Source organism: Streptomyces sp. DSM 118878 (genome assembly GCF_052936595.1).
On record NZ_CP193622.1, the window covers coordinates 7185751 to 7210689 of the forward strand.

Below are 24939 nucleotides of genomic sequence, written 5' to 3' on the forward strand. Positions count from 1 at the left end.
CGCCGAGGTGCAGTTCTCTGGCCTCCTTTCATTCTTCAGTCTTCTTTGACTCGTAACAGGCAAGGGTTTCATGGTGAACGAAGATAGGCTTCGGGACTACCTCAAGCGGGTCACGGCTGATCTGCACCAAGCGCGCCAACGCCTGCGCGAGCTGGAGGCAGGAGAGCAGGAGCCCATCGCGATCGTGGCGATGAGCTGCCGCTTCCCGGGTGGTGTGGGGAGCCCCGAGGATTTGTGGCGGCTCGTGGCCGGCGGTGGTGACGCCATCTCCGACTTCCCGTCCAACCGTGGGTGGGACGTGGACGGGATGTATGACCCGGACCCCGAGAGTTCGGGGACGTTCTACTCCCGCGAGGGTGGCTTCCTGCACGACGCGGACGAGTTCGACGCGGGCTTCTTCGGGATCTCGCCGCGTGAGGCCCTTGCCATGGACCCGCAGCAGCGGCTGCTCCTCGAAACCTCGTGGGAGGTCTTCGAGCGGGCGGGCATCGCTCCGGGGTCGGTGAAGGGCCGGCGTGGCGGTGTGTTCGTGGGAGCCGCCACCTCGGGCTACGGGGCGGACATCGTCGGTTTCCCCGAGGAGATCGAAGGCCACCTGCTGACCGGCACGGCGACTTCGGTCGTATCGGGCCGTATCTCGTACACACTCGGTCTTGAGGGACCCGCGGTGACGGTCGACACGGCGTGCTCGTCGTCGCTGGTCGCGCTGCATCTGGCCGCGCAGGCACTGCGTCAGGGCGAGTGCGACCTTGCCCTTGCCGGTGGTGCCACGGTGATGTCCACACCGGGTGCCTTCGTGGAGTTCAGCCGCCAGCGTGGCCTGGCCCCCGACGGCCGCTGCAAGCCGTACGCGGACGCCGCGGACGGCACCGGCTGGTCCGAGGGTGTCGGCATGCTCCTCGTGGAGCGGCTGTCGGACGCGCGCAAGAACGGCCACCCGGTACTGGCGGTCGTGCGTGGTTCGGCGGTCAACCAGGACGGTGCGTCCAACGGCCTCACGGCGCCCAACGGCCCGTCCCAGCAGCGAGTCATCCGCGACGCGCTGGCGAGTGCCAGCCTGTCGGCCGCCGATGTGGACGTGGTGGAGGGCCACGGGACCGGTACGTCCCTGGGTGACCCGATCGAGGCGCAGGCGCTCCTTGCCACCTACGGCCAGGAGCGGCCGGAGGGCCGCCCGCTGTGGCTGGGATCGCTCAAGTCGAACCTCGGTCACACGCAGGCCGCCGCCGGTGTCGCGGGTGTCATCAAGATGGTGATGGCGATGCGGCACGGTGTGCTGCCGCAGTCGCTGCATGTGGATGAGCCCTCACGGCAGGTGGACTGGTCGGCGGGTGAGGTGCGGCTGCTGACGGAGCCCACGGAGTGGCCCGAGACCGGGCAGCCGCGCCGGGCCGGTGTCTCCGCCTTCGGCGTGAGCGGCACCAACGCGCACACCATCATCGAGCAGGCCCCGCCGGTCGGCGAGGACGTGTCCGAGGCCGAGGAGATTCCGGCTTCCGACGCCGACAGTGGCGTGGCCACGTGGCTGTTGTCGGCTCGTGGCGCGGACGCGCTGCGGGCCCAGGCGGCGCGGCTCAGGGCGTTCCTGCTGGAGCGGGCCGAATCGAGCGCGCTGGACGTCGGCCACTCGCTGGTGGCGACGCGGTCGATGTTCGAGCACCGTGCGGTGGTGTCGGGCGCGAGCCGTGCGGAACTCCTCGCCGGTCTTGAGGCCGTCGCATCCGGAGAAGCCGCTCCCGGTGCGCTCCAGGGCGTGGCAGGGTCGGCCGTCAAGACGGCGTTCCTCTTCTCCGGTCAGGGCGCTCAACGCCTGGGTATGGGACGGGAGTTGTACGAGGCGTTCCCGGTGTTCGCCCAGGCTCTGGACGAGGTGTGCGCGCACCTGGACGTCGTACTGGACCGTCCGCTGAAGGACGTGATGTTCGCGGCCGAGGGCAGCGCGGACGCCGAGCTGCTGGACCGGACCGCGTTCACGCAGCCCGCGCTCTTCGCCATCGAGGTGGCGCTGTTCCGGCTCCTTGAGCACTGGGGTGTCACCCCGGACGTGCTGATCGGTCACTCCGTCGGTGAGATCACCGCGGCCCATGTGGCCGGAGTCTTCTCGCTGGAGGACGCGTGCGCCCTGGTGGCCGCCCGTGGTCGGCTGATGCAGGCGCTGCCGGAGGGCGGCGCGATGGTCGCCGTCGAGGCGTCCGAGGAGGAGATCGCCGGATCGCTCGCCGGCCGTGAGGCCGAGGTGAGCATCGCGGCCGTCAACGGCCCGACCGCCGTCGTCATCGCGGGCGACGAGGCCTCCGTACTGGAGATCGCAGGACAGTGGTCGGAGCAGGGCCGCAAGACCCGCCGCCTGCGCGTCAGCCACGCCTTCCACTCGCCCCGCATGGACGCCATGCTGGACGACTTCCGCCGTGTCGCGCGGGACCTGACCTTCCAGGCTCCCACCCTGGCCCTGGTCTCCAATGTCACCGGAGAGCCGGTCGGGGTCGACGAAGTCTGCTCCCCCGAATACTGGGTGCGGCATGTGCGCGCGGCCGTGCGTTTCGCCGACGGCGTCCGCTCCCTCCAGGCCCAGGGCGTCACCGCGTACATCGAGGTGGGCCCCGACGGTGTGCTCTCGGCGATGGCGCGGGACTGCCTGACGGGCGAGGCGGCTTCGGCCCCGGCCGTGGTGCCGGTCCTGCGCAAGGGACGCCCCGACGCCCAGGCCCTGATGGCCGCGCTGACCGAGGCCCATGTCCACGGTGTCGAGGTGGGCTGGGAGCAGGTCTTCGCCGGGCGCGGTGCGCGGACGGTGGAGCTGCCGACGTACGCCTTCCAGCGTCAGCGCTACTGGCTGGAGGGCACGGGCGGAACCTCGGGCGCCTCCGCAGCCACGGACTCGGTGGACGCTCGGTTCTGGGACGCGGTGGAGCGCGAGGACCTGGAGGCGCTGGCAAAGGCGCTGGACGTCGACGGGAGCGGCTCGCTGGGCGAGTTGCTGCCCGCGCTGTCCTCCTACCGCCGTCAGGGACGCGACCGGGCCACGGTCGAAGGCTGGCGCTACCGGATCTCGTGGAAGCCGGTCTCGGAGACCCCCGCGGCCACACTGTCCGGCACCTGGCTCATGGTCGTCCCCGCGTCCGGTGTCGCCGACACGTTCGCGGACTCGGTGTCCGCCGCACTCCAGCGGCACGGCGCCGAGGTCGTTCGCCTGGTGGCGGACGAGGCCGATCTCGCCCCCGGTGTGCTGGCCGGGCGACTGCGTGACATGGCCACCGAGCCGTCCGGGCTCGGCGGCGTGCTGTCCCTGCTGGGAGTGGACGAGCGGCCCTGCACCGAGCACCCGGTGGTCTCGCGCGGCCTCGCGCTGACCCTGACGCTGGTGCGCGCCCTGGCCGAGGCGGACCTCCGCGCCCGGCTGTGGTGCGCCACCACCGGTGCCGTGTCGGTGGGCCGTTCCGACCAGCTCACCAGCGCCGTACAGGCGGAGATCTGGGGCCTCGGCCGCGTGGCCGCCCTGGAGCACCCCCGGAGCTGGGGCGGTCTGGTCGATCTGCCCGAGACCGTGGACGAGCGCGCCGCCGCACGACTGGCCTGGGCACTGTCCGCCGGAGACGGCGAGGACCAGGTGGCGGTACGCGGATCCGGAGCGTACGCCCGGCGCCTGACCCGCGTCACGGCCGGCAACGGGTCGGCGGAGCGCGCCTGGCGCCCCCGCGGCTCTGTGCTGATCACCGGCGGCACCGGCGCCCTGGGCGCCCAGGTGGCACGCTGGGCCGTGCGCGAGGGCGCGGAGCACCTGATCCTGACGAGCCGTCGAGGCCCGTCGGCCGACGGCATTTCCGAACTGACCGCGGAACTGGAGGCACTCGGCGCCGAAGTGACCGTGGTGGCCTGCGACGCCGCCGACCGGGACGCCCTGGCCGAGGTGCTGGCCGCCGTACCGGAGCGGCATCCGCTGACCGCCGTCGTGCACGCGGCGGGCATCCTCGACGACGGTGTGCTCGACGGCCTGACCGTCGACCAACTCGCCGGGACCCTGGCCGCGAAGGCCGAGGGCGCACGCCACCTGCACGAACTGACCGCCGAGCTCCCGCTCGACGCGTTCGTGCTGTTCTCCTCGTTCGCCGGTGCCATCGGCGGCGCCGGCCAGGCCGCCTACGCCGCGGCCAACGCCTACCTCGACGCGCTGGCACAGCGGCGCCGGGCCCAGGGCCTGGCCGCCACCGCGGTCGCCTGGGGCCCGTGGGCCGAGAGCGGAATGGCCGCGAGCGGCCGAGCCGGAGAGCGGGCGCGCGGCGGGCCACTGCCCCCCATGACTCCCTCGCTGGCCCTGGATGCGCTGGGCTGGGCCGCCGGCCACGACGAGGCCGCGCTGGTCGTGGCCGACATCGACTGGACCGGCATGGCCTCCATGCTGAGCGCAGGACCCAGCGCCCTCGTCAGCGACATCCCCGAGGCACGTGAACTCCTGACCGCCGCGGCCGGGACCATCGGCCAGGCGGGACCGGGCCATGACCTGCGCGGACAACTGGCCGGACAGTCGGACGAGGAACAGCGCCTCCTCCTCCTTGACCTCATCCGCACCCACGCGGCCTCGGCACTCGGCCACTTCTCGGCGGACTCCGTCGAGCCGGGCCGCGCCTTCCGGGACCTCGGGTTCGACTCCCTCACGGCCATCGAGCTGCGTAACCGGCTCGACCTGGCCACCGGCCTGAGCCTGCCCGCCACCCTCATCTTCGACTACCCGACCGCCGAGGTGCTCGCCGACCAGCTCCGCCAGGAGCTGGGCGGAGCACACGCCGGGACCGCCACTGCGGCGGTCTCGCACCACGTGCGGCCGGACGACGACGACCCCATCGCCATCGTGGCGATGAGCTGCCGCTTCCCCGGAGGCGTGGAGAACCCGCAGGACCTGTGGCGACTCCTGGCCGAGGGCGGCGACGGCATCGCCGGGTTCCCCGGCGACCGGGGCTGGGACGTCGAGGGCATGTACCACCCGGACCCCGAGCACCCGGGCACGTTCTACGCCCGCGAGGGCGGATTCCTCTACGGGGCGACCCAGTTCGACCCCACCTTCTTCGGGATCTCGCCGCGCGAGGCCCTCGCCATGGATCCGCAGCAGCGGCTGCTCCTTGAGACGTCCTGGGAGGCGTTCGAATACGGGGGCGTCAGACCGGCCGCGCTGCGTGGCAGCCGTACCGGCGTGTTCGTCGGCACCAACGGCCAGGACTACTCGGCGATCATGCTCGACGCCGTCGAGGACTTCGGTGGCCATGTGGGTACGGGCAGTGCGGCCAGCGTGGTGTCCGGGCGTATCTCCTACACCTTCGGCCTCGAAGGGCCGGCGATGACGGTGGACACGGCGTGCTCGTCGTCGCTCGTCGCGCTGCACCTCGCGGTGCAGGCGCTGCGTCAGGGCGAGTGCGACCTGGCGCTCGCCGGTGGTGTGTCGGTCATGTCGACCCCCGGCGCCTTTGTGGAGTTCAGCCGCCAGCGTGGCCTGGCCCCCGACGGCCGCTGCAAGCCGTTCGCGCAGGGCGCGGACGGTACGGGCTGGTCCGAAGGTGTCGGCATGCTCCTCGTGGAGCGGCTGTCGGACGCGCGCAGGAACGGCCACCCGGTCCTTGCGGTGGTCCGCGGCAGCGCCATCAACCAGGACGGCGCCAGCAATGGTCTGACGGCGCCCAACGGTCCTTCGCAGCAGCGGGTGATCCGCCAGGCGCTGGCCAGCGCGGGACTGTCCGCCGCCGAGGTCGACGCGGTAGAGGCGCACGGCACGGGTACGACGCTGGGTGACCCGATCGAGGCACAGGCGCTCCTTGCCACCTACGGCCAGGAACGCCCGGAGGGCCGCCCGCTGCTGCTGGGCGCCATCAAGTCCAACCTCGGTCACACGCAGGCCGCCGCGGGCGTGGCCGGTGTCATCAAGATGGTGATGGCGATGCGGCACGGAGTACTGCCGCAGACCCTCCACGTGGATGAGCCGTCGAGCCAGGTGGACTGGTCGGCGGGTGAGGTGCGGCTGCTGACCGAGGCCACCGAGTGGCCCGAGACCGGGCAGCCGCGCCGGGCGGGTATCTCCTCGTTCGGGCTCAGCGGGACCAACGCCCACACCATCATCGAGCAGGCCCCCGAGCCGGAAGAGGCCGTGGCCTCGGAAGCGGCCGGGCCCGGGACACCGGTGTCGACGGACGTGGTGCCGTGGCTGGTCTCCGGGAAGAGCCGGGAGGCGCTGCGGGCGCAGGCCGAGCGGCTGTACGGGGACGTGGCGGCACGCGAGGACATCGAGGCGCTGGACGTCGGCCACACGCTGGCGGCCAGGTCGGTGTTCGAGCACCGTGCCGTGCTGGTCGGCGAGGACCGGGAGACCCTGCTGCGTGGCCTGCGGGCCGTCGCGGAGGGCGGCATCGCCTCGGGAGTCGTCCAGGGGCAGGCCGTAACGGGTGGCAGGACGGCGTTCCTGTTCTCCGGTCAGGGTGCGCAACGCGTGGGTATGGGACGGGAGTTGTACGAGCAGTTCCCGGTGTTCGCCCGCGCCCTTGACGAGGTGTGCGCGCACCTGGACGTCGTACTGGACCGTCCGCTGAAGGACGTGATGTTCGCGGCCGAGGGCAGCGCGGACGCCGAGCTGCTGGACCGGACCGCGTTCACGCAGCCCGCGTTGTTCGCCGTCGAGGTGGCGCTGTTCCGGCTCCTGGAGCACTGGGGCGTCCGGCCGGATGTGCTGATCGGCCACTCCATCGGTGAGATCGCTGCCGCGCATGTGGCGGGGGTGTTCTCGCTGGAGGACGCGTGCGCCCTGGTGGCTGCGCGTGGCCGGCTGATGCAGGCGCTGCCGGAGGGCGGCGCGATGGTCGCCATCGAGGCGTCCGAGGAGGAGATCGCCGGATCGCTCGCCGGTCGTGAGGCCGAGGTGAGCATCGCGGCCGTGAACGGTCCGACGGCCGTGGTGATCGCGGGTGACGAGGCCGTCGTACTGGAGATCGCAGGACAGTGGTCGGAGCAGGGCCGCAAGACCCGCCGTCTGCGCGTCAGCCACGCCTTCCACTCGCCCCGCATGGACGCCATGCTGGACGACTTCCGTGACGTCGTCACCGGTCTGTCCTTCCAGGCACCGGCCATCGCCCTGGTCTCGAATGTGACGGGCGAGGCGGCGGGCCCCGAAGAGGTGTGCTCGCCGGAGTACTGGGTGCGCCATGTCCGGGAGGCGGTGCGGTTCGCGGACGGCATGCGGGCGCTCGGCGCCCAGGGCGTCACCAGGTTCCTGGAGGTCGGCCCCGACGGTGTGCTGTCCGCGATGGCGCGGGACTGCCTGACGCGGGACGAGGCAGCGGCCTCGGCCGTGGTGCCGGTCCTGCGCAAGGACCGCCCCGAGGCCCAGGCGCTGACGACGGCGCTGGCCGAACTCCACGTCCACGGAGCCTCGGTGGAGTGGGAGTCCGTCTTCGCCGGGCGCGGTGCGCGGATCGTCGAGCTGCCGACGTACGCCTTCCAGCGTGAGCGGTACTGGCCCGAGGTGTCCCTCTCCCCGAGCGGCTCGGACGCACAGGGCGCCGCCGACTCGGTGGACACGCGGTTCTGGGAAGCGGTCGAGCGCGAGGATCTCGAAGCGCTCACCGAGGCACTCGACGTCGACGGCGAGACGCCGCTGAGCGCGGTGCTGCCCGCACTGTCCACGTACCACCGCAACAGGCGTGACCGGTCCACGATCGACAACTGGCGCTACCGCGTGGCGTGGAAGCCCGTCCCGGACGTGGCCGGTGGGTCGCTGTCGGGGACGTGGCTGGTGGTGATTCCGGCATCGCATGCCGAGGACGACTTGGTGACGGAGGCCGTCGCCGGGCTCCGTCGTCATGGCGCCGAAGTGGTGTCGCTGGTGGCGGACGAGCGCGACCTCGATGCCGAGGCGCTGGGGCAGCGGCTGCGTGCGGCGGTCGCCGAAGCACCCGCTGTGGGTGGTGTGTTGTCGCTGCTCGCCCTGGACGAGGAGCCTTGCTCCGGGCACCCCGAGCTGCCCAGCGGTCTCGCCTTGACGCTGACCCTGGTGCGGGCCATGGCGGACACGGGCATCGAGGCCTCGCTGTGGTGCGGTACGCGGGGCGCCGTGTCGGTGGGCCGCTCCGAGCGGCTCAGTCGTCCGACGCAGGCGATGGTGTGGGCGTTGGGCCGGGTGGCCGCGTTGGAGCTGCCGGGGCTGTGGGGTGGTCTGGTCGATCTGCCCGAGGCGCTGGATGAGCGTGCGGTCGCACGGCTGACGGGTGTGCTGTCCGGCGGGGCCGGTGAGGCTGCCGAGGACCAGGTCGCGGTGCGCGGCTCCGGTGTGTTCGTACGTCGTCTGGCCCGGTCGGCGGCGCCTGTCGCCGACGCGACGCCGTGGCGGGTGCGTGGCACGGTGTTGGTGACCGGCGGTACGGGTGCGCTGGGTGGCCGGGTGGCCCGCTGGCTGGTGGGCAACGGTGCCGAGCATCTGGTGCTGACCAGCCGTCGTGGTCTTGAGGCGCCGGGTGCGCCCGAGCTGCGTGAGGAACTTGAGGCCCTGGGTGCCCGGGTGACCGTGGCGGCCTGTGACGTGGCTGACCGTGACCAGTTGGCCGCGGTGCTGGATGCCGTGCCTGAGGAGTATCCGCTTGCGGCGGTGGTCCATGCGGCGGGCGCCAATGGGGCGGGGCCGCTGGCCGAGACGACGGTGGCCGATGCCGCCGCTGTGATCTCCGGCAAGGTGGCCGGCGCCGTCAACCTGGACGCGTTGCTGGGCGACCGTGAGCTGGACGCCTTCGTGGTGTTCTCTTCGATCGCCGGTGTGTGGGGCAGTGGTGGACAGGCTGCCTATGGAGCGGCCAACGCCTATCTGGACGCGTTGGTGGAGGACCGTCGGGGTCGGGGTCTTGCCGGTACGGCTGTGGCCTGGGGGCCGTGGGCGGAAAGCGGTATGGCGGCCGGCGACGGCGGCGACCAGTTGGCCCGTCGCGGTCTGCCCGCGATGGCACCCGATCTGGCGCTTGCGGCGTTGCACGGAGCGGTTGCGGGTGACGACGGCGTGGTGACGGTCGCCGATGTGGACTGGGAGCGGTTCGCGCCCACGTTCACGATGGGGCGGCCCAGCCCGCTCCTCGGCGAACTGCCCGAGGTCATAACGGCCCTGGAGCAGGCCCATGCCGGCGAGAAGAGCCACGCCGAGGGCGGATCGGCACTGCGGGAGCGCCTGACCGGGCTCACCGAGGCCGAGATCGACCGGACCCTGCTCGACCTCGTGCGCGCTCACGCCGCCGCGGTGCTCGGTTTCGCGGGTGCCGAGGTGGTTGAGCCGGGGCGGGCGTTCAAGGAGCTGGGCTTCGACTCGCTCACCGCGGTGGAGTTCCGTAACCGGTTGAACGCGGAGACGGGGCTGGTGCTGCCGGCCACGTTGGTCTTCGACTACCCGAGTGCCGCGGTACTGGCCGACCACCTGCGTGCCGAGGTGCTGGGTACGCAAGGGGAGGTGACTGCGCCTTCGGCTGCGGTGGTCCCGGTCGATGACGACCCGATCGCGATCGTCGGGATGAGCTGCCGCTTCCCGGGCGGCGTCGGAAGCCCCGAGGACCTGTGGAACCTCGTCGCGGCCGGCACGGACGCCATCACGGACTTCCCCTCCGACCGGGGCTGGGATGTCGACGGGATGTACGACCCCGACCCGGAGCGCCTGGGCACGTTCTACGCCCGCGAGGGCGGATTCCTCGACGGGGCGGGCGAGTTCGACGCCGCCTTCTTCGGGATCTCGCCGCGTGAGGCCCTCGCCATGGACCCGCAGCAGCGGCTGCTCCTTGAGACGTCCTGGGAGACGTTCGAGCGCGCCGGTATCGACCCGGCGTCCGTACGCGGCAACCAGATCGGCGTCTACGTCGGCGCCGCGACCTCCGGTTACGGAACGGGACTGCACGAGATCCCCGAGGGGCTCGAAGGGCAGTTGCTGACCGGCAGTGCCACCTCGGTCGTCTCCGGTCGTATCTCCTACACGCTGGGTCTTGAGGGGCCGGCGCTGACGGTGGACACGGCGTGCTCCTCGTCGCTGGTCGCCCTGCACCAGGCCGCCCAGGCGCTGCGCCAGGGCGAGTGCGACATGGCGCTCGCCGGTGGTGTCACCGTGATGACCAACCCGGCCGCCTTCGTGGAGTTCAGCCGCCAGCGTGGCCTGGCCCCCGACGGCCGCTGCAAGCCCTTCGCGGACGCCGCGGACGGCACGGGCTGGTCCGAGGGTGTCGGCATGCTCCTCGTGGAGCGGCTGTCCGACGCCCGGCGCAACGGCCACCAGGTGCTGGCGATCGTGCGCGGCTCCGCCGTCAACCAGGACGGCGCCAGCAATGGTCTGACGGCGCCGAACGGGCCGTCCCAGCAGCGGGTGATCCGGCAGGCCCTCGCCAACGCCGGGGTGTCGGCCGCCGACATCCAGGTGGTCGAGGCACACGGCACCGGTACGACGCTGGGTGACCCCATCGAGGCGCAGGCGCTGCTTGCCACCTACGGCCAGGAGCGCCCGGAGAACCTGCCGCTGTGGCTGGGATCGCTCAAGTCGAACCTCGGTCACACGCAGGCCGCCGCGGGCGTGGCCGGTGTCATCAAGATGGTGATGGCGATGCGGCACGGAGTACTGCCGCAGACCCTCCACGTGGATGAGCCGTCGAGCCAGGTGGATTGGTCGGCGGGTGAGGTGCGGCTGCTGACCGAGGCCACGGAGTGGCCCGAGACCGGGCAGCCGCGCCGGGCCGGTGTCTCCGCCTTCGGCGTGAGTGGCACCAACGCCCACACCATCATCGAGCAGGCCCCGCCGGCCGAGGACGAGGCGCAGCCCGCCCCGGCCCCCGCCGACGACCACGGCCTGGCCCCCTGGACGCTCTCCGCCCGGAGCCCGGAAGCCCTGCGCGCCCAGGCCGAGCGGCTGCGGACCCACCTGATCGACGGGGCCGAGCACGGCGTTCTGGACATCGCCGCATCGCTGGTCGCCACACGATCGGTGTTCGAGCACCGCGCGGTGCTGCTGGGCACCGAACGCGAGACGTTGCTGCGCGGCCTGGAGACCCTCGCCGCGGGCGACGACACCCCCGGAATCGTCCAGGGGCAGGCCGCCAACGGTGGCAAGACCGCGTTCCTGTTCACCGGCCAGGGCGCGCAACGCCTCGGTATGGGCCGGGAGTTGTACGAGGCGTTCCCGGTGTTCGCCCAGGCTCTGGACGAGGTGTGCGCGCACCTGGACGTCGTACTGGACCGTCCGCTGAAGGACGTGATGTTCGCGGCGGAGGGCGACGCGGACGCCGAGCTGCTGGACCGGACGGCGTTCACGCAGCCCGCGCTGTTCGCCGTCGAGGTGGCGCTGTTCCGGCTCCTTGAGCACTGGGGTGTCACCCCGGACGTGCTGATCGGTCACTCCGTCGGTGAGATCACCGCGGCCCATGTGGCGGGGGTGTTCTCGTTGGAGGACGCGTGCGCCCTGGTGGCCGCCCGTGGCCGGCTGATGCAGGCGCTGCCGGAGGGCGGCGCGATGGTCGCCATCGAGGCGTCGGAGGAGGAGATCGCCGGATCGCTCGCAGGTCGTGAGACCGAGGTGAGCATCGCGGCGGTCAATGGTCCGACGGCCGTGGTGATCGCGGGTGACGAGGCCGCCGTACTGGAGATCGCAGGCCAGTGGTCGGAGCAGGGCCGCAAGACCCGCCGCCTGCGCGTCAGCCACGCCTTCCACTCGCCCCGCATGGACGCCATGCTGGACGACTTCCGTGCGGTCGCGCGGACGCTCGCCTACAACAGCCCGTCCGTCGCGTTCATCTCGAATGTCACGGGTGAGCAGACCGGTGCCGACGAGGTGTGCTCGCCGGAGTACTGGGTGCGCCACGTGCGGGAGACCGTCCGCTTCCTCGACGGGGTGCGGGCCCTCGAAGCGCAGGGCGTCACCGCGTACATCGAGGTGGGCCCCGACGGCGTGCTGTCGGCCATGGCCCAGGACTGCCTGACCCGACCGGCCGACGACATCGCGGCCGAGGACACACCGGCCCCCCTGTCGGTCCCGGTGCTGCGCAAGGACCGCCCCGAGACCCAAGCACTCGTCGCGGCCCTCGCCGAGATCCACGTCCACGGCGAAACCGTCGACTGGCGGGCCTTCTTCGCAGGACGCGGCGCCCGCCGCGTGGACCTTCCCACCTACGCGTTCCAGCACCAGCGCTACTGGCTGGAGGCCGGTACCTCGGCGGGCGACGCCGCGGCCTTCGGCCTCGACCCCGCCGACCACCCGCTGCTCGGCGGAGCCGTCCCTCTCGCGGGCGCCGACGGCCTGTTGTTCACCGGAACCCTCTCGCTGCACACCCAGCCCTGGCTGGCGGACCACGTCCTGCGCGGCGAGGCGGTCCTGGCGACCACGGCCCTCGTCGAACTGGCCATTCGCGCCGGTGACGAGGTCGGCCTCGGCCATGTGGAAGAACTCGTCATCCAGGCGCCGCTGGCCATCCCCCGAGGGAGCGGCGTCCAGATTCAGCTCGTCCTCGGCGAGGAGGACGAGACCGGCACCCGTTCGCTGGAGATGTACTCACGTGTGAGCGAGGACGCGGGCGAGGACGCGGACGAGGACGCGGACGAATGGATCTGCCACGCCAGCGGTGTGCTCGCCCCGGAGCCGGACGACGCCACGACCGCCGACGCGGCGGCGGGCTTCGCCGCGTGGCCCCCGCCCGGCGCCGAGCGCGTCGAGGTGGACGGCCTGTACGAGTTGCTCGCCGGCGACGGTCTCGTCTACGGCCCCACGTTCCGTGGCCTCCGCGCGGTGTGGCAGCGCGACGACGAGGTGTTCGCCGAGGTCAGCCTCGCTGAGGAGTCCGTCGTGGACGCCCAGCGGTTCGGGCTGCACCCCGCACTCCTGGACGCCGCGTTGCAGCCGCTCGGCCTCGGCGTCCTGGACGGTGTGGGCCGCGGGCGCATGCTGTTCAGCCTCGCCGGGATATCGCTGTACGCGTCCGGTGCCTCCGCGCTGCGCGTCAGGCTCGCCCGTACGGGTCCGGAGACCCTCTCCCTGACCGCGGTCGACGGAGCCGGGGAAACCGTGGTCACCGCCGACACGCTGACCCTGCGCCAGCTCGCCCCGGGCCAGCCGGAGACCACCCCGGCGGTCGACGCGGCCGACGCGGTCGACGTGGTCGCCGTGGCCGAGACTCTGCCCGAGCCCGCCGTCTCGCCCGAGGCGGTCGCCGAAATCCCTGTGGAGGAGACCTCCTCCGCCAAGCCGTCACGCCGCCGCAAGACCGCACGGCGCTCCGCCAAGCGGGGCGGACCCGACTCCGGGCCGCTCGCCGCGCTGCGGGAGCGGCTGGCCGGGCTCTCCGAGCCCGAGCAGGACCGGCTGCTGCTCGACGTGATCCGTACGCATGTCGCGGCGGTGCTCGGACACGCCTCGGCCGGCGCCGTCCAGGGCTCGCAGGCCTTCAAGGACCTGGGCTTCAGCTCGCTGACCGCCGTCGAGTTGCGCAACCGCGTGACCAAGGCCATCGGCCTGCGGCTCCCGGCGACGGCCGTGTTCGACTACCCGACCCCCGCCGAACTCGCCAAGTTCACCCGCGCCGAGATTCTCGGCGCGCGGACCGGAGAGGTGCGGCCGGTGCCGGTCGCGGTGGCGGGCAACGACGATCCGATCGTGATCGTGGGAATGAGCTGCCGCTACCCCGGAGAGGTGACCACCCCCGAGGACCTGTGGAACCTGGTCGCCGAAGGCCGGGACGGCATCTCTCCCTTCCCGACCGACCGTGGCTGGGACGTGGAGAACCTCTACGACCCGGACCCGGACGAGCCGGGCAAGTGCTACACGCGGGAAGGCGGCTTCCTGCACGGCGCCAGCCAGTTCGACCCGGCGTTCTTCGGGATCTCGCCGCGTGAGGCGCTCTCGATGGACCCGCAGCACCGGCTGCTGCTCGAAACCTCGTGGGAGGCGCTGGAGCGGGCCGGTATCGACCCGGTCTCCGCGAAGGGCAGCCAGACCGGTGTCTACGCGGGCGTGACCTACCAGGACTACGGCGGTGTCCTCGCCGGGTCCCAGGACAACGTCGAGGGCTACATCGGCACCGGAGTCTCGCCCAGCGTGCTCTCCGGCCGTATCTCCTACACCCTGGGCCTCGAAGGGCCGGCGGTGACGGTGGACACGGCGTGTTCGTCGTCGCTGGTCGCCCTGCACCTCGCATGGCAGGCGCTGCGCCAGGGCGAGTGCGACCTGGCACTCGCCGGTGGTGTGACGGTGATGTCCACCCCGATGTCGCTGATCGAGTTCAGCCGCCAGCGCGCGCTCGCCTCCGACGGCCGCAGCAAGCCGTTCTCGGCCGCCGCGGACGGCGCGAGCTGGGCCGAGGGCGTCGGCATGCTCGTCCTCGAACGGCTCTCGGACGCCCGCCGCAACGGACATCCCATCCTCGCCGTGGTGCGGGGCAGCGCGGTGAACCAGGACGGCGCGAGCAACGGTCTTACGGCGCCCAACGGCCCCTCGCAGCAGCGGGTCATCCGGCAGGCACTGGCGAACGCCCGCCTGTCGGCCGCCGAGATCGACGCGGTCGAGGCGCACGGCACGGGTACGTCGCTGGGTGACCCGATCGAGGCGCAGGCGCTCCTTGCCACGTACGGCCAGGAACGCCCCGAGGGCCAGCCGCTGTGGCTGGGCGCCATCAAGTCCAACATCGGCCATTCGCAGGCCGCCGCCGGTGTCGGTGGCGTCATCAAAATGGTGATGGCGATGCGCCACGGCGTACTGCCGAAGTCGCTGCACATCGACGAGCCTTCGCCGATGGTGGACTGGACGGCCGGCGATGTCGAGCTGCTGGCCGAGGCCAGGCCGTGGCCGGAGACGGGGCATCCGCGTCGCGCGGGTGTGTCGGCGTTCGGTATGAGCGGCACCAATGTGCACACGATCCTGGAGCAGGCGCCGGAGGCCGAGGCGGCCGACGACGCCGATGCCGAGGTCGTCGATGGTCCGGTGGCGTGGGCCGTGTCCGGCAAGAGCAGCGACGCGCTGCGGGACCAGGCCGGGCGGCTGCGGGAGTTCGTGGCCGAGCGCCCCGAGCTGAGCGCCGCCGATGTGGCGCTCTCCCTGGCGACGACCAGGTCCGCGTTCCAGTACCGGGGCGTCGTGACCGGGACCGGCCGTGAGGAACTCCTCGAACGCCTGGAGGCGATGGCCGAGGGCGCGAGGACGCCGGGTGCGGTCCGCGCGAACGCCATCGAAGCACCTGGTCGTTCGGTGTTCGTGTTCCCGGGTCAGGGGGCGCAGTGGCTGGGTATGGCGGTGGAGCTGCTTGAGTCCTCACCGGTGTTCGCCGAGGCGATCGGTGAGTGTGAGACGGCGTTGTCGGCTCATGTGGACTGGTCGCTGACGGATGTACTGCGCGCTACCGAGGGCGCTCCCGGCTTTGACCGGGTGGATGTCGTTCAGCCGGTGTTGTTCGCGGTGATGGTGTCGCTGGCGAAGCTGTGGCGTTCGGTGGGTGTGGAGCCGGACGCGGTGATGGGTCACAGCCAGGGTGAGATCGCCGCGGCGTGTGTGGCGGGTGCGCTGTCGCTGGAGGACGCCGCCAAGGTGGTCACCCTGCGCTCGCAGGCGATCGCGGCCGGTCTGGCCGGTCGTGGTGGCATGGTGTCGGTCGGGCTTCCGGTCGACCAGGCGCGGGAGCGTATCGCTGCCTGGGACGGCGCCATTTCGGTCGCCGCGGTCAACGGCCCCGGCTCGGTCGTCGTCTCCGGTGATCCCGGTGCGCTGGATGAGATGGTCGCCGAGCTGGAGGGCGAGGAGATTCGTGTCCGCCGGGTTCCGGTGGACTACGCGTCGCACTCCGCGCATGTGGAGGAGATCCGCGAGGAGTTGCTGAGGGTCCTGGCCGACCTGAAGCCCCGCACCTCCGAAGTGCCCTTCTACTCGACGGTGTTCGGTGGGTTGGTGGATACGGCTGCTCTGGACGCCGAGTACTGGTACCGGAACCTGCGGCAGACGGTCGAGCTGGAGGCCACGACCCGCCTGCTGCTCGATGCCGGGCATGGTGTGTTCATCGAGGTGAGCCCGCATCCCGTACTCACCCTTCCCGTGCAGCAGACGGTGGAGGCCGTCGAGGCGCAGGCCGTGGTTATCGGTACTCTGCGCCGCGACGAGGGCGGTCCGGAGCGGTTCCTGACCTCGATAGCCGAGCTTCATGTCAACGGCGGCGACGTCGACTGGCGGAAGGTGTTCGCCGGGCACGGTGGCCGGCAGGTCGACCTGCCGACGTACGCCTTCCAGCGGCAGCGGTACTGGCCGCAGCCGGGTGAGGACGGCGGGTTCGGCAACGGCCCCGTCTCCGAGGCCGACTCGGTCGACGCCCGGTTCTGGGAGGCCGTCGAGCGCGAGGACCTCGAAGGGCTCGCGCAGACGCTGGAGCTCGACGGGGAGGCCCCGCTGAGCGCGGTACTGCCCGCCCTGTCGTCGTACCGGCGAGGCAGGCGTGACCGCTCCACGGTCGACAACTGGCGCTACCGGATCAACTGGAAGCCCCTCATCGACCAGCCGTTGTCCGGCTCCGGGCAGGAGCAGGGCGCCCCGATCACCGGTACCTGGATGATCGTCGTCCCGCCGGTCGACGCCGCCCGTGAACTGGCGGAGCGCATCGCACGGGACGTGGAGCGCCACGGTGCCCGCACGGTGCGGGTCGACCTGGACGCGACGGAGCCGGAGCGGTCCTCGCTGACCGGACTCCTGCGGGCCGCGGCCCCCGGCACGTCCGCCACGGACGGCTCCGAGCAGGACGGGACGCTCGCGATCGACGGAGTGCTCTCCCTGCTCGCGCTCGACGAGGAGGCGCTTGACGGACACCCGGGCGTTCCGCGCGGCTTCGCCGGCACGGTGGCCCTGGTCCAGGCGCTCGCCGACATCGACATCGATGTGCCGTTGTGGCTCGCCACCACCGGTGCCGTGTCCGTGGGCCGCTCCGACCGGGTCGGCAGCGTCAAGCAGTCCCTGGTGTGGGGTCTGGGCCGAGTGGTCGGCCTGGAGTACGCACAGCGCTGGGGCGGTCTCGTCGACCTCCCCGAGTCGCCGGACGCGCTCGACGAGCGGGCCCTGAACCGTCTGGTCGGCCTGATCGGGCGGTCCGGCGACGAGGACCAGGTGGCGGTACGCGCCTCCGGGGTCTTCGCGCGGAGGCTGGTCCGGGCGCCCTTGGGCGACGCCCGGCCGGCCCGCGCCTGGCAGCCTCGCGGCAGCGTCCTGATCACCGGTGGTACGGGCGCCCTCGGTGGCCGTCTCGCCCGCTGGCTGGCCCGTGGCGGCGCCGAGCACCTGGTGCTCACCAGCCGCCGTGGCCCTGACGCCCCCGGCGCGGCCGAGTTGCGGGACGAACTGACCGCCCTCGGCGCGCGGGTCACCATCGCCGCCTGTGACGCCGCCGACCGTGACGCGCTGCGGGAGCTCCTCGACGGGCTGCCCGCGGAGTACCCGCTGACCGGCGTGGTGCACGCGGCCGGTGTGCTGGACGACGGCCTCGTCGACACCCTCACCGTCCCCAGGACGCAGGGGGTCTTCCGGCCCAAGGTGGACGCCGTGGTGAACCTCCACGAGCTGACCCAGGACCTGGACCTGTCCGCGTTCATCCTCTTCTCCTCCTACGCCGGAACCGTCGGTGGTGCCGGTCAGGGCAGCTACGCCGCCGCGAACGCCTTCCTCGACGCCCTGGCGCAGCAGCGCCGGGCCCAGGGGCTGGCCGCGACCTCGGTGGCGTGGGGCGCCTGGGGCGGTGGCGGTCTGGTCGACGACGCCACCGCGGCCCAGCTCAAGCGGCGCGGTATGCCGCCGCTGGTGCCCGAACTCGCCGTCGAGGCCCTTCAGCAGGCGCTCGACCACGACGAGGTGGACATCACCGTCGCCGATGTGGACTGGGCGCGCTACGCCCCCGGGTTCGCCTCGGCCCGGCCGCGTCCGCTGCTCGACGAGCTGCCGGAGGTAAGGCGGGCCCTGGAGGAGGCGGAGGCCGAGCTGGGCGCGGCCCTCTCCGGGCTGGCCGTACGCCTCGAAGGGCTGTCGGCCGTCGAACGCGAGGTGGAGGTCCTCGACCTCGTCAGGACCCACGCCGCCGAGGTGATCGGTTACCCGAACGCCGACGCGGTCGAGCCGGAGCGGGCCTTCAGGGACATCGGTTTCGACTCGCTGACCGCCGTGGAGCTGCGCAACGGGCTCAGCGCGGCGGCCGGTGTGAACCTTCCGGTCACCATGGCCTTCGACTACCCGACGCCCACGGCGCTCGCCCGGTTCATCCTCGGCGAGGTGCTGGGCACCGCGCCCGCGCCGGCCGATGAGCAGCCGGTGGTGACGGGCACGGTCGTGGACGACGACCCGATCGCGATCGTGTCGATGAGCTGCCGCTTCCCCGGCGGTGTGCGCACTCCGGAGGACCTGTGGCGACTGGTCTCCGAGGGCAGCGACGTGATCAGCGCCTACCCGACCAACCGTGGCTGGGACCTGGACGACCTGTACGACCCGGACCCGGAGAACACGGGCACCAGCTACGCCAGCGGCGGCGGTTTCGTCTACGACGCCGATGAATTCGACCCGGCGTTCTTCGGGATCGCCCCCCGCGAGGCGCTGACCATCGACCCGCAGCAGCGGCTGCTCCTCGAAACGTCCTGGGAGGCGATCGAGCGGGCGGGCATCGACCCCACGTCGCTCAAGGGAAGCCGGACCGGTGTCTTCGCGGGAAGCAACGGCCAGGACTACATCGGCCTGCTGCTGACCGCCCCGGGCGGCCCCGACGGCTACCTCGGAACCGGTAACGCGGGCAGCGTCGTGTCGGGCCGTGTCTCCTACACCTTCGGCCTCGAAGGACCGGCCGTCACGGTGGACACGGCATGCTCCTCGTCCCTGGTGGCACTGCACATGGCCGTGCAGTCGCTGCGCCAGGGGGAGTGCTCCATGGCGCTCGCCGGCGGTGTCACGATCATGTCCACCCCGGGCTCGTTCGTGGACTTCAGCCGCCAGAAGGGGCTGTCGTCGGACGGGCGCTGCAAGGCGTTCGCGGCATCGGCCGACGGCACGGGCTGGGGCGAGGGTGTCGGCGTGCTGCTCCTTGAGCGGCTGTCGGACGCACGGCGCAACGGCCACCCGGTCATGGCGATCGTGCGCGGCTCCGCCGTCAACCAGGACGGCGCCAGCAATGGCCTGACCGCCCCCAACGGGCCGTCGCAGCAGCGGGTGATCCGGCAGGCCCTGGCCAGTGCCGACCTCGCCGCCCACCAGGTGCACGCCGTCGAGGCACACGGCACCGGCACCCGGCTGGGTGACCCGATCGAGGCGCAGGCGCTCCTTGCCACGTACGGCCAGGGACGGCCCGAGGGCCAGCCGCTGTGGCTGGGCTCGATCAAGTCGAACATCGGTCACACGCAGGCCGCGGCCGGTGTCGCGGGAATCATCAAGATGGTGATGGCCATGCGTGAGGGCGTGCTGCCGAAGACGCTCCACGCGGACGAGCCCACACCGCACGTGGACTGGACGGCCGGCGAGGTCCAGCTGCTGACCGCGCCGACCACATGGCCGGAGAACGGCGAACCGCGGCGGGCGGGAATCTCCTCGTTCGGCATCAGCGGTACCAACGCCCACACCATCATCGAGCAGGCACCGGAACCCGAGGAGCCCGAGACGGTGTCGCGGGTCGTCACGGACGGCCTCCCGGCCGGTTCGCGAACGCTCCCCTGGACGGTCACCGGCAAGGGTGCCGACGCGCTGCGCGCGCAGGCGCGCAGCCTGCACGACCATCTGGCGGACCACCCCGAGCTCGACCTGGCCGACGTGGGCTACTCGCTCGCGGTCTCCCGGTCCGTCTTCGACCACCGCGCCGTCCTCCTGAACGGCGACCGGGACGCGCTCCTGAGCGGTCTCGACGCCATCGCCTCGGGCGCCACGGCCCCCGGGGTCGTCCAGGGATCGGTGGGCACGGCCGGAAAGACGGCGTTCCTGTTCTCGGGCCAGGGCGCGCAACGCCTCGGTATGGGTAGGGAGCTGTACGACGCCTTCCCGGCGTTCGCCCGCGCCCTGGACGAGGTGTGCGCCCACCTGGACGTCGTACTGGACCGCCCGCTGCGAGAGGTGATGTTCGCGGCGGAGGGCGACGCGGACGCCGAGCTGCTGAACCAGACGGCGTTCACGCAGCCCGCGCTGTTCGCCGTCGAAGTGGCGCTGTTCCGGCTCCTTGAGCACTGGGGTGTCACCCCGGACGTGCTCATCGGCCACTCGGTGGGAGAGGTCGCCGCGGCCCATGTGGCCGGGGTGCTCTCGCTGGAGGACGCGTGCACGCTGATCGCGGCGCGTGGCCGGCTGATGCAGGCGCTGCCGGAAGGCGGCGCGATGGTCGCCATCGAGGCGTCCGAGGAGGAGATCGCCGGATCGCTCGCCGGCCGTGAGGCCGAGGTGAGCATCGCGGCCGTCAACGGCCCGACCGCCGTGGTCATCGCGGGTGATGAGGCCGCGGCGCTGGAGAACGCCGAGGACTGGGCCGAACAGGGCCGCAAGACCCGTCGACTGCGCGTCAGCCACGCCTTCCACTCGCCCCGTATGGACGCGATGCTGGACGACTTCCGCGAGGTCGTCGAAGGGCTGACCTTCCAGGCACCGTCGATCTCCCTGGTCTCCAACCTCACGGGTGCGTCGGCGGGCGCGGAGCAGGTGTGCTCGCCGGAGTACTGGGTGCGCCATGTGCGTGAGGCCGTGCGGTTCGCCGACGGGGTACGGGCCCTGGAGAAGCTCGGAGTGACCTCGTTCCTGGAGGTGGGCCCCGACGGTGTGCTCACCGCGATGGCGCAGGACTGCCTGACGGCCGACGAGGCCGCAGGCGCACGCGTCCTCGTCCCCGCACTGCGCAAGAACCGCCCCGAGACCCAGTCGCTGACCACGGCGCTGGCCGAACTCCACGTCCACGGCACCACCGTGAACTGGTCGACGGCGTACGCCGGACACGACGTCCGGCGGGTGGAGCTGCCCACCTACGCGTTCCAGCGGCAGCGCTACTGGCCGAAGGCCGGCGGCCCCATGACCGGGGACGTCGCCTCCGTCGGACTCAGCTCCCCCAACCACCCGCTGCTGGGTGCCGGGGTCGAACTCGCGGGCAGCGACGGATTCCTGTTCACCAGCAGGCTGTCGGTGCAGAGCCAGCCCTGGCTGGCCGACCACGCGATCGCGGGCGCGGCCCTGTTCCCGGGGACCGGATTCCTCGAACTGGCCATCCGCGCAGCCGACCAGGTCGGCTGCGGCCGGGTCGAGGAGGTCACCCTGGCCACCCCGATGGTCCTGCCCGAGAACGAACAGGTCCAGGTGCAGCTGTGGGTGGATGACGCGGACGAGACGGGCCACCGCTCGATCGGCCTCTACTCCCGCCCGGCCGACGCCTCCTCGGGCGAACCGTGGACGCAGCACGCGGCCGGCGCGCTGGCCCCGGCCGGCCCCGAGCCGTCGTTCGACCTGGGCGTATGGCCCCCGGCGGACGCGGAAGCGCTGGACATCAGCGACTTCTACGAGCGCTTCGCCGCCTCCGGCTTCGCCTACGGCCCGGTGTTCCAGGGCCTGCGGGCCGCCTGGCGCGCCGGCGACGACGTCTACGTCGAGGTCAGCCTCGGCGAGGAGCACGCGTCCCTGGCGGCCGACTTCGGCCTCCACCCGGCGCTGCTGGACGCCGCCGTGCAGGCGGTGACCTTCGTCGCCCTGGAGGACGTCGGGCTCTCCCGGCTCCCGTTCTCCTGGAGCGGGGTGTCGCTCCACGCCGGTGGCGCGTCCACGCTGCGGGTGCGCCTCACCCAGCTGGGGCCGGACTCCATCTCCCTCGCGGTGGCCGACGGAACAGGCCGCCCCGTGGCATCGATCGAGTCCCTCGTGCTGCGCCCGGTATCCGTGGACCACATCGACACGGCCAGGACATCGGCGTTCCGCGACTCGCTGTTCACGCTGGACTGGACCCCCGTGCCGGCCGTCTCCCCGGCGGACGCGGCCACGGCCACCTGGGCCGTGGTGGGCACCGACCACTACGCACTGGCCGCCGGCGCGATCGCCGGAGCCCAGGTGACCGCCTACGCCGATCTCGACGCCCTGGGTGCCGCGATCGACGGCGGCGCCGCCGCCCCGGAGGCCGTGCTGGTCTCCTACGCGCCGGGCCTCGACGACGAGGCGGCGCAGGGCAAGCCCAAGAGCAAGGCGAAGGGTAGGGCGAAGGGCAGGGGCAAGACCAAGCGGGGCCTGGAGCCCGTGGACGCCATCCACGCGGTGACGCACCACACGCTCGGCATGATCCAGGGCTGGCTCGGCGACCGCCGGTTCGACTCCTCCCGGCTGGTCTTCGTGACCTCGGGCGCCATGGCACCCGAGGACCGCGACGAGACCCCGGACCTGATCCACGCCCCGCTGTGGGGCATGGTGCGGTCCGCGCAGTCGGAGAACCCGAACTGCTTCGTCCTGGTGGACCTCGACGAGGACGAGGCGTCCAAGGCGGCACTGCCCGCGGTGCTCGCCACCGACGAGCCGCAGGCCGTGGTCCGCGAGGGCACGGTGCTCGGCCAGCGCATGGCCCGGGTCTCCTCGGGCACCGCGCTGCTGCCGCCCGCCGGGGTGCGGGACTGGCGGCTGGACATGCACGCCAAGGGGACCCTGGAGAACCTGGCGCTGCTGCCCAGCCCCGACGCCACGGAGCAACTCGGCGCGACCGAGATCAGGGTGGCGCTGCGCGCCGCGGGCCTGAACTTCCGCGATGTGCTCAACGCCCTGGGGATGTACCCCGGGGAGGCCGGGCCGCTCGGTGGTGAGGGTGCCGGTGTGGTGACCGAGGTCGGCTCCGCGGTGAAGGACCTCGTCCCCGGTGACAAGGTGATGGGCATCTTCAGCGGCTCGTTCGGCCCGTTCGCCATCACCGACCGGCGCGTTGTCGCCCGGGTCCCGGAGAGCTGGACGTTCGAGCAGGCGGCCTCCACCCCGATCGTGTTCCTGACGGCCTACTACGCCATGGTGGACCTGGCCGGCCTGAAGGCGGGTCAGTCGGTGCTGGTGCACTCCGCCGCAGGTGGTGTGGGCATGGCCACGCTCCAGCTGGCACGGCATCTCGGCGCCGAGGTCTTCGGTACCGCGAGCGAGGGCAAGTGGGACACCCTGCGGTCACTGGGTCTGGACGACGCGCACATCGCGTCGTCCCGGACGCTGGACTTCGAGAAGCGCTTCCTCGAAGCGACCGACGGGCGTGGCATGGACGTGGTGCTCGACTCGCTGGCGCGGGAGTTCGTCGACGCGGGCCTGCGGCTGCTGCCGAACGGCGGCAGGTTCCTGGAGATGGGCAAGACCGACATCCGGATTCCGGAAGAGGTGGCCGCCGAGTACACCGGTGTCTCCTACCAGGCGTTCGACCTGATCGAGGCGGGCCCCGACCGCATCAACGAGATGTGGAACGACCTGATCTCGCTGTTCGAGGCAGGGGTACTGCGACCGCTGCCGGTACGCACCTGGGATGTCCGCAGGGCACCCGACGCCTTCCGCTTCCTCAGCCAGGCACGCCACACCGGCAAGGTGGCGCTGACGATGCCGAGGACGCTCGACGGCGGTGGCACGGTGCTGATCACGGGTGGTACGGGTGGTCTGGGTGCGTTGTTGGCCCGTCACCTGGTGGTGGAGCACGGTGTGCGTTCTCTGGTGCTGACGAGTCGTCGTGGCGCGGAGGCGCCGGGTGCGGTGGAGTTGGTGGCGGAGCTGGCGGGGCTGGGTGCCGAGGCGCGGGCGGTGGCGTGTGATGTCGCCGATCGTGCGGCGGTGGAGGGTCTGCTGGCCGGTATCGGGTCGGAGTATCCGTTGTCGGCCGTGGTGCATGCGGCGGGTGTGCTGGACGACGGTGTGGTGGAGTCGCTGACGCCGGAGCGGGTGGACAAGGTGTTGCGTCCGAAGGTGGACGCGGCGCTGCACCTGCACGAGCTGACCCGCGACCTCGACCTCTCCGCGTTCATCCTGTTCTCCTCCGTCTCCGGAACGTTCGGCGGCGCGGGCCAGGCCAACTACGCGGCGGGCAACGCCTTCATGGACGCCCTCGCGCAGCACCGCAGGGCCGCGGGCCTCGCGGCGGCCTCCCTCGTATGGGGGCCGTGGACGCAGGACGGCGGTATGACCACCGAACTGGCCGACGCCGACGTCACCCGGATGACCAGGACCGGTATGGTCGCCCTCACCCCCGAGGCCGGGCTCGCGCTGTTCGACGCGACCCGCGATCTCGACGGTGCCGTCCTGGTGCCCATGACGATGGACATGTCCTCGGTGGGCGAGCCGGTACCCACGCTCCTGCGCGGCCTGGTGCGCGCACCCGCGCGCCGGACCGCGGAGTCGGCGGCCACGAGCACCACGGCCGACCCGGCCGCCGCGCTCAAGCAGCACCTGGCCGGAAAGTCCGAGACGGAGCGCGAGCGCGTCCTGGTGGACCTGGTGTGCGACCAGGTGGCCGTCGTCCTCGGTTACGCGTCGGGGCAGGCGATCGAACCCGGACACGCCTTCAAGGACCTGGGCTTCGACTCCCTGTCGGCCGTCGAGCTGCGCAACCGGCTCAACGCGATCACCGGAACGCGGCTGCCGGCGACCCTGGTGTTCGACTACCCGACGCCGGCGTCGCTCGCACGGTTCCTGCGCGAGGAAGTCATCCCCGCCGACGGGCCCGCGACCGAGCACGTCTTCGGGGAACTCGACCGGCTGGAATCCACCCTGGCGGCGCTCACATCCGACAGCGACACGCACGCCCAGGTCATGACGCGGCTCCAGGGGCTGGTGGCGAAGTGGTCCGCCGGCGGTACCGGCCAGGTGCCCGGCGCCGTGACAGCGGCGGACGACGACCTGGAGGACGGCAGCGAGATCGAATCGGCCACCGCCGACGAGATCTTCAAACTCATCGACGACGAATTCGGAATGTCCTGACGTGGCGAGCTGGAACTCACAGAGTGTTTCAA

At 72.1% G+C, this 24939-nt stretch carries 1 protein-coding gene; it reads left to right on the plus strand.

All coding sequences use genetic code 11. The annotated features are described in order from the left end of the window. The first annotated feature begins 70 nt into the window (after positions 1-70). Entirely contained in the window at positions 71-24907 is a 24837-nt protein-coding gene (locus tag ACRAKF_RS31435; protein ID WP_447041069.1) for a type I polyketide synthase, read from the plus strand. Positions 24908-24939 lie beyond the last annotated feature (32 nt).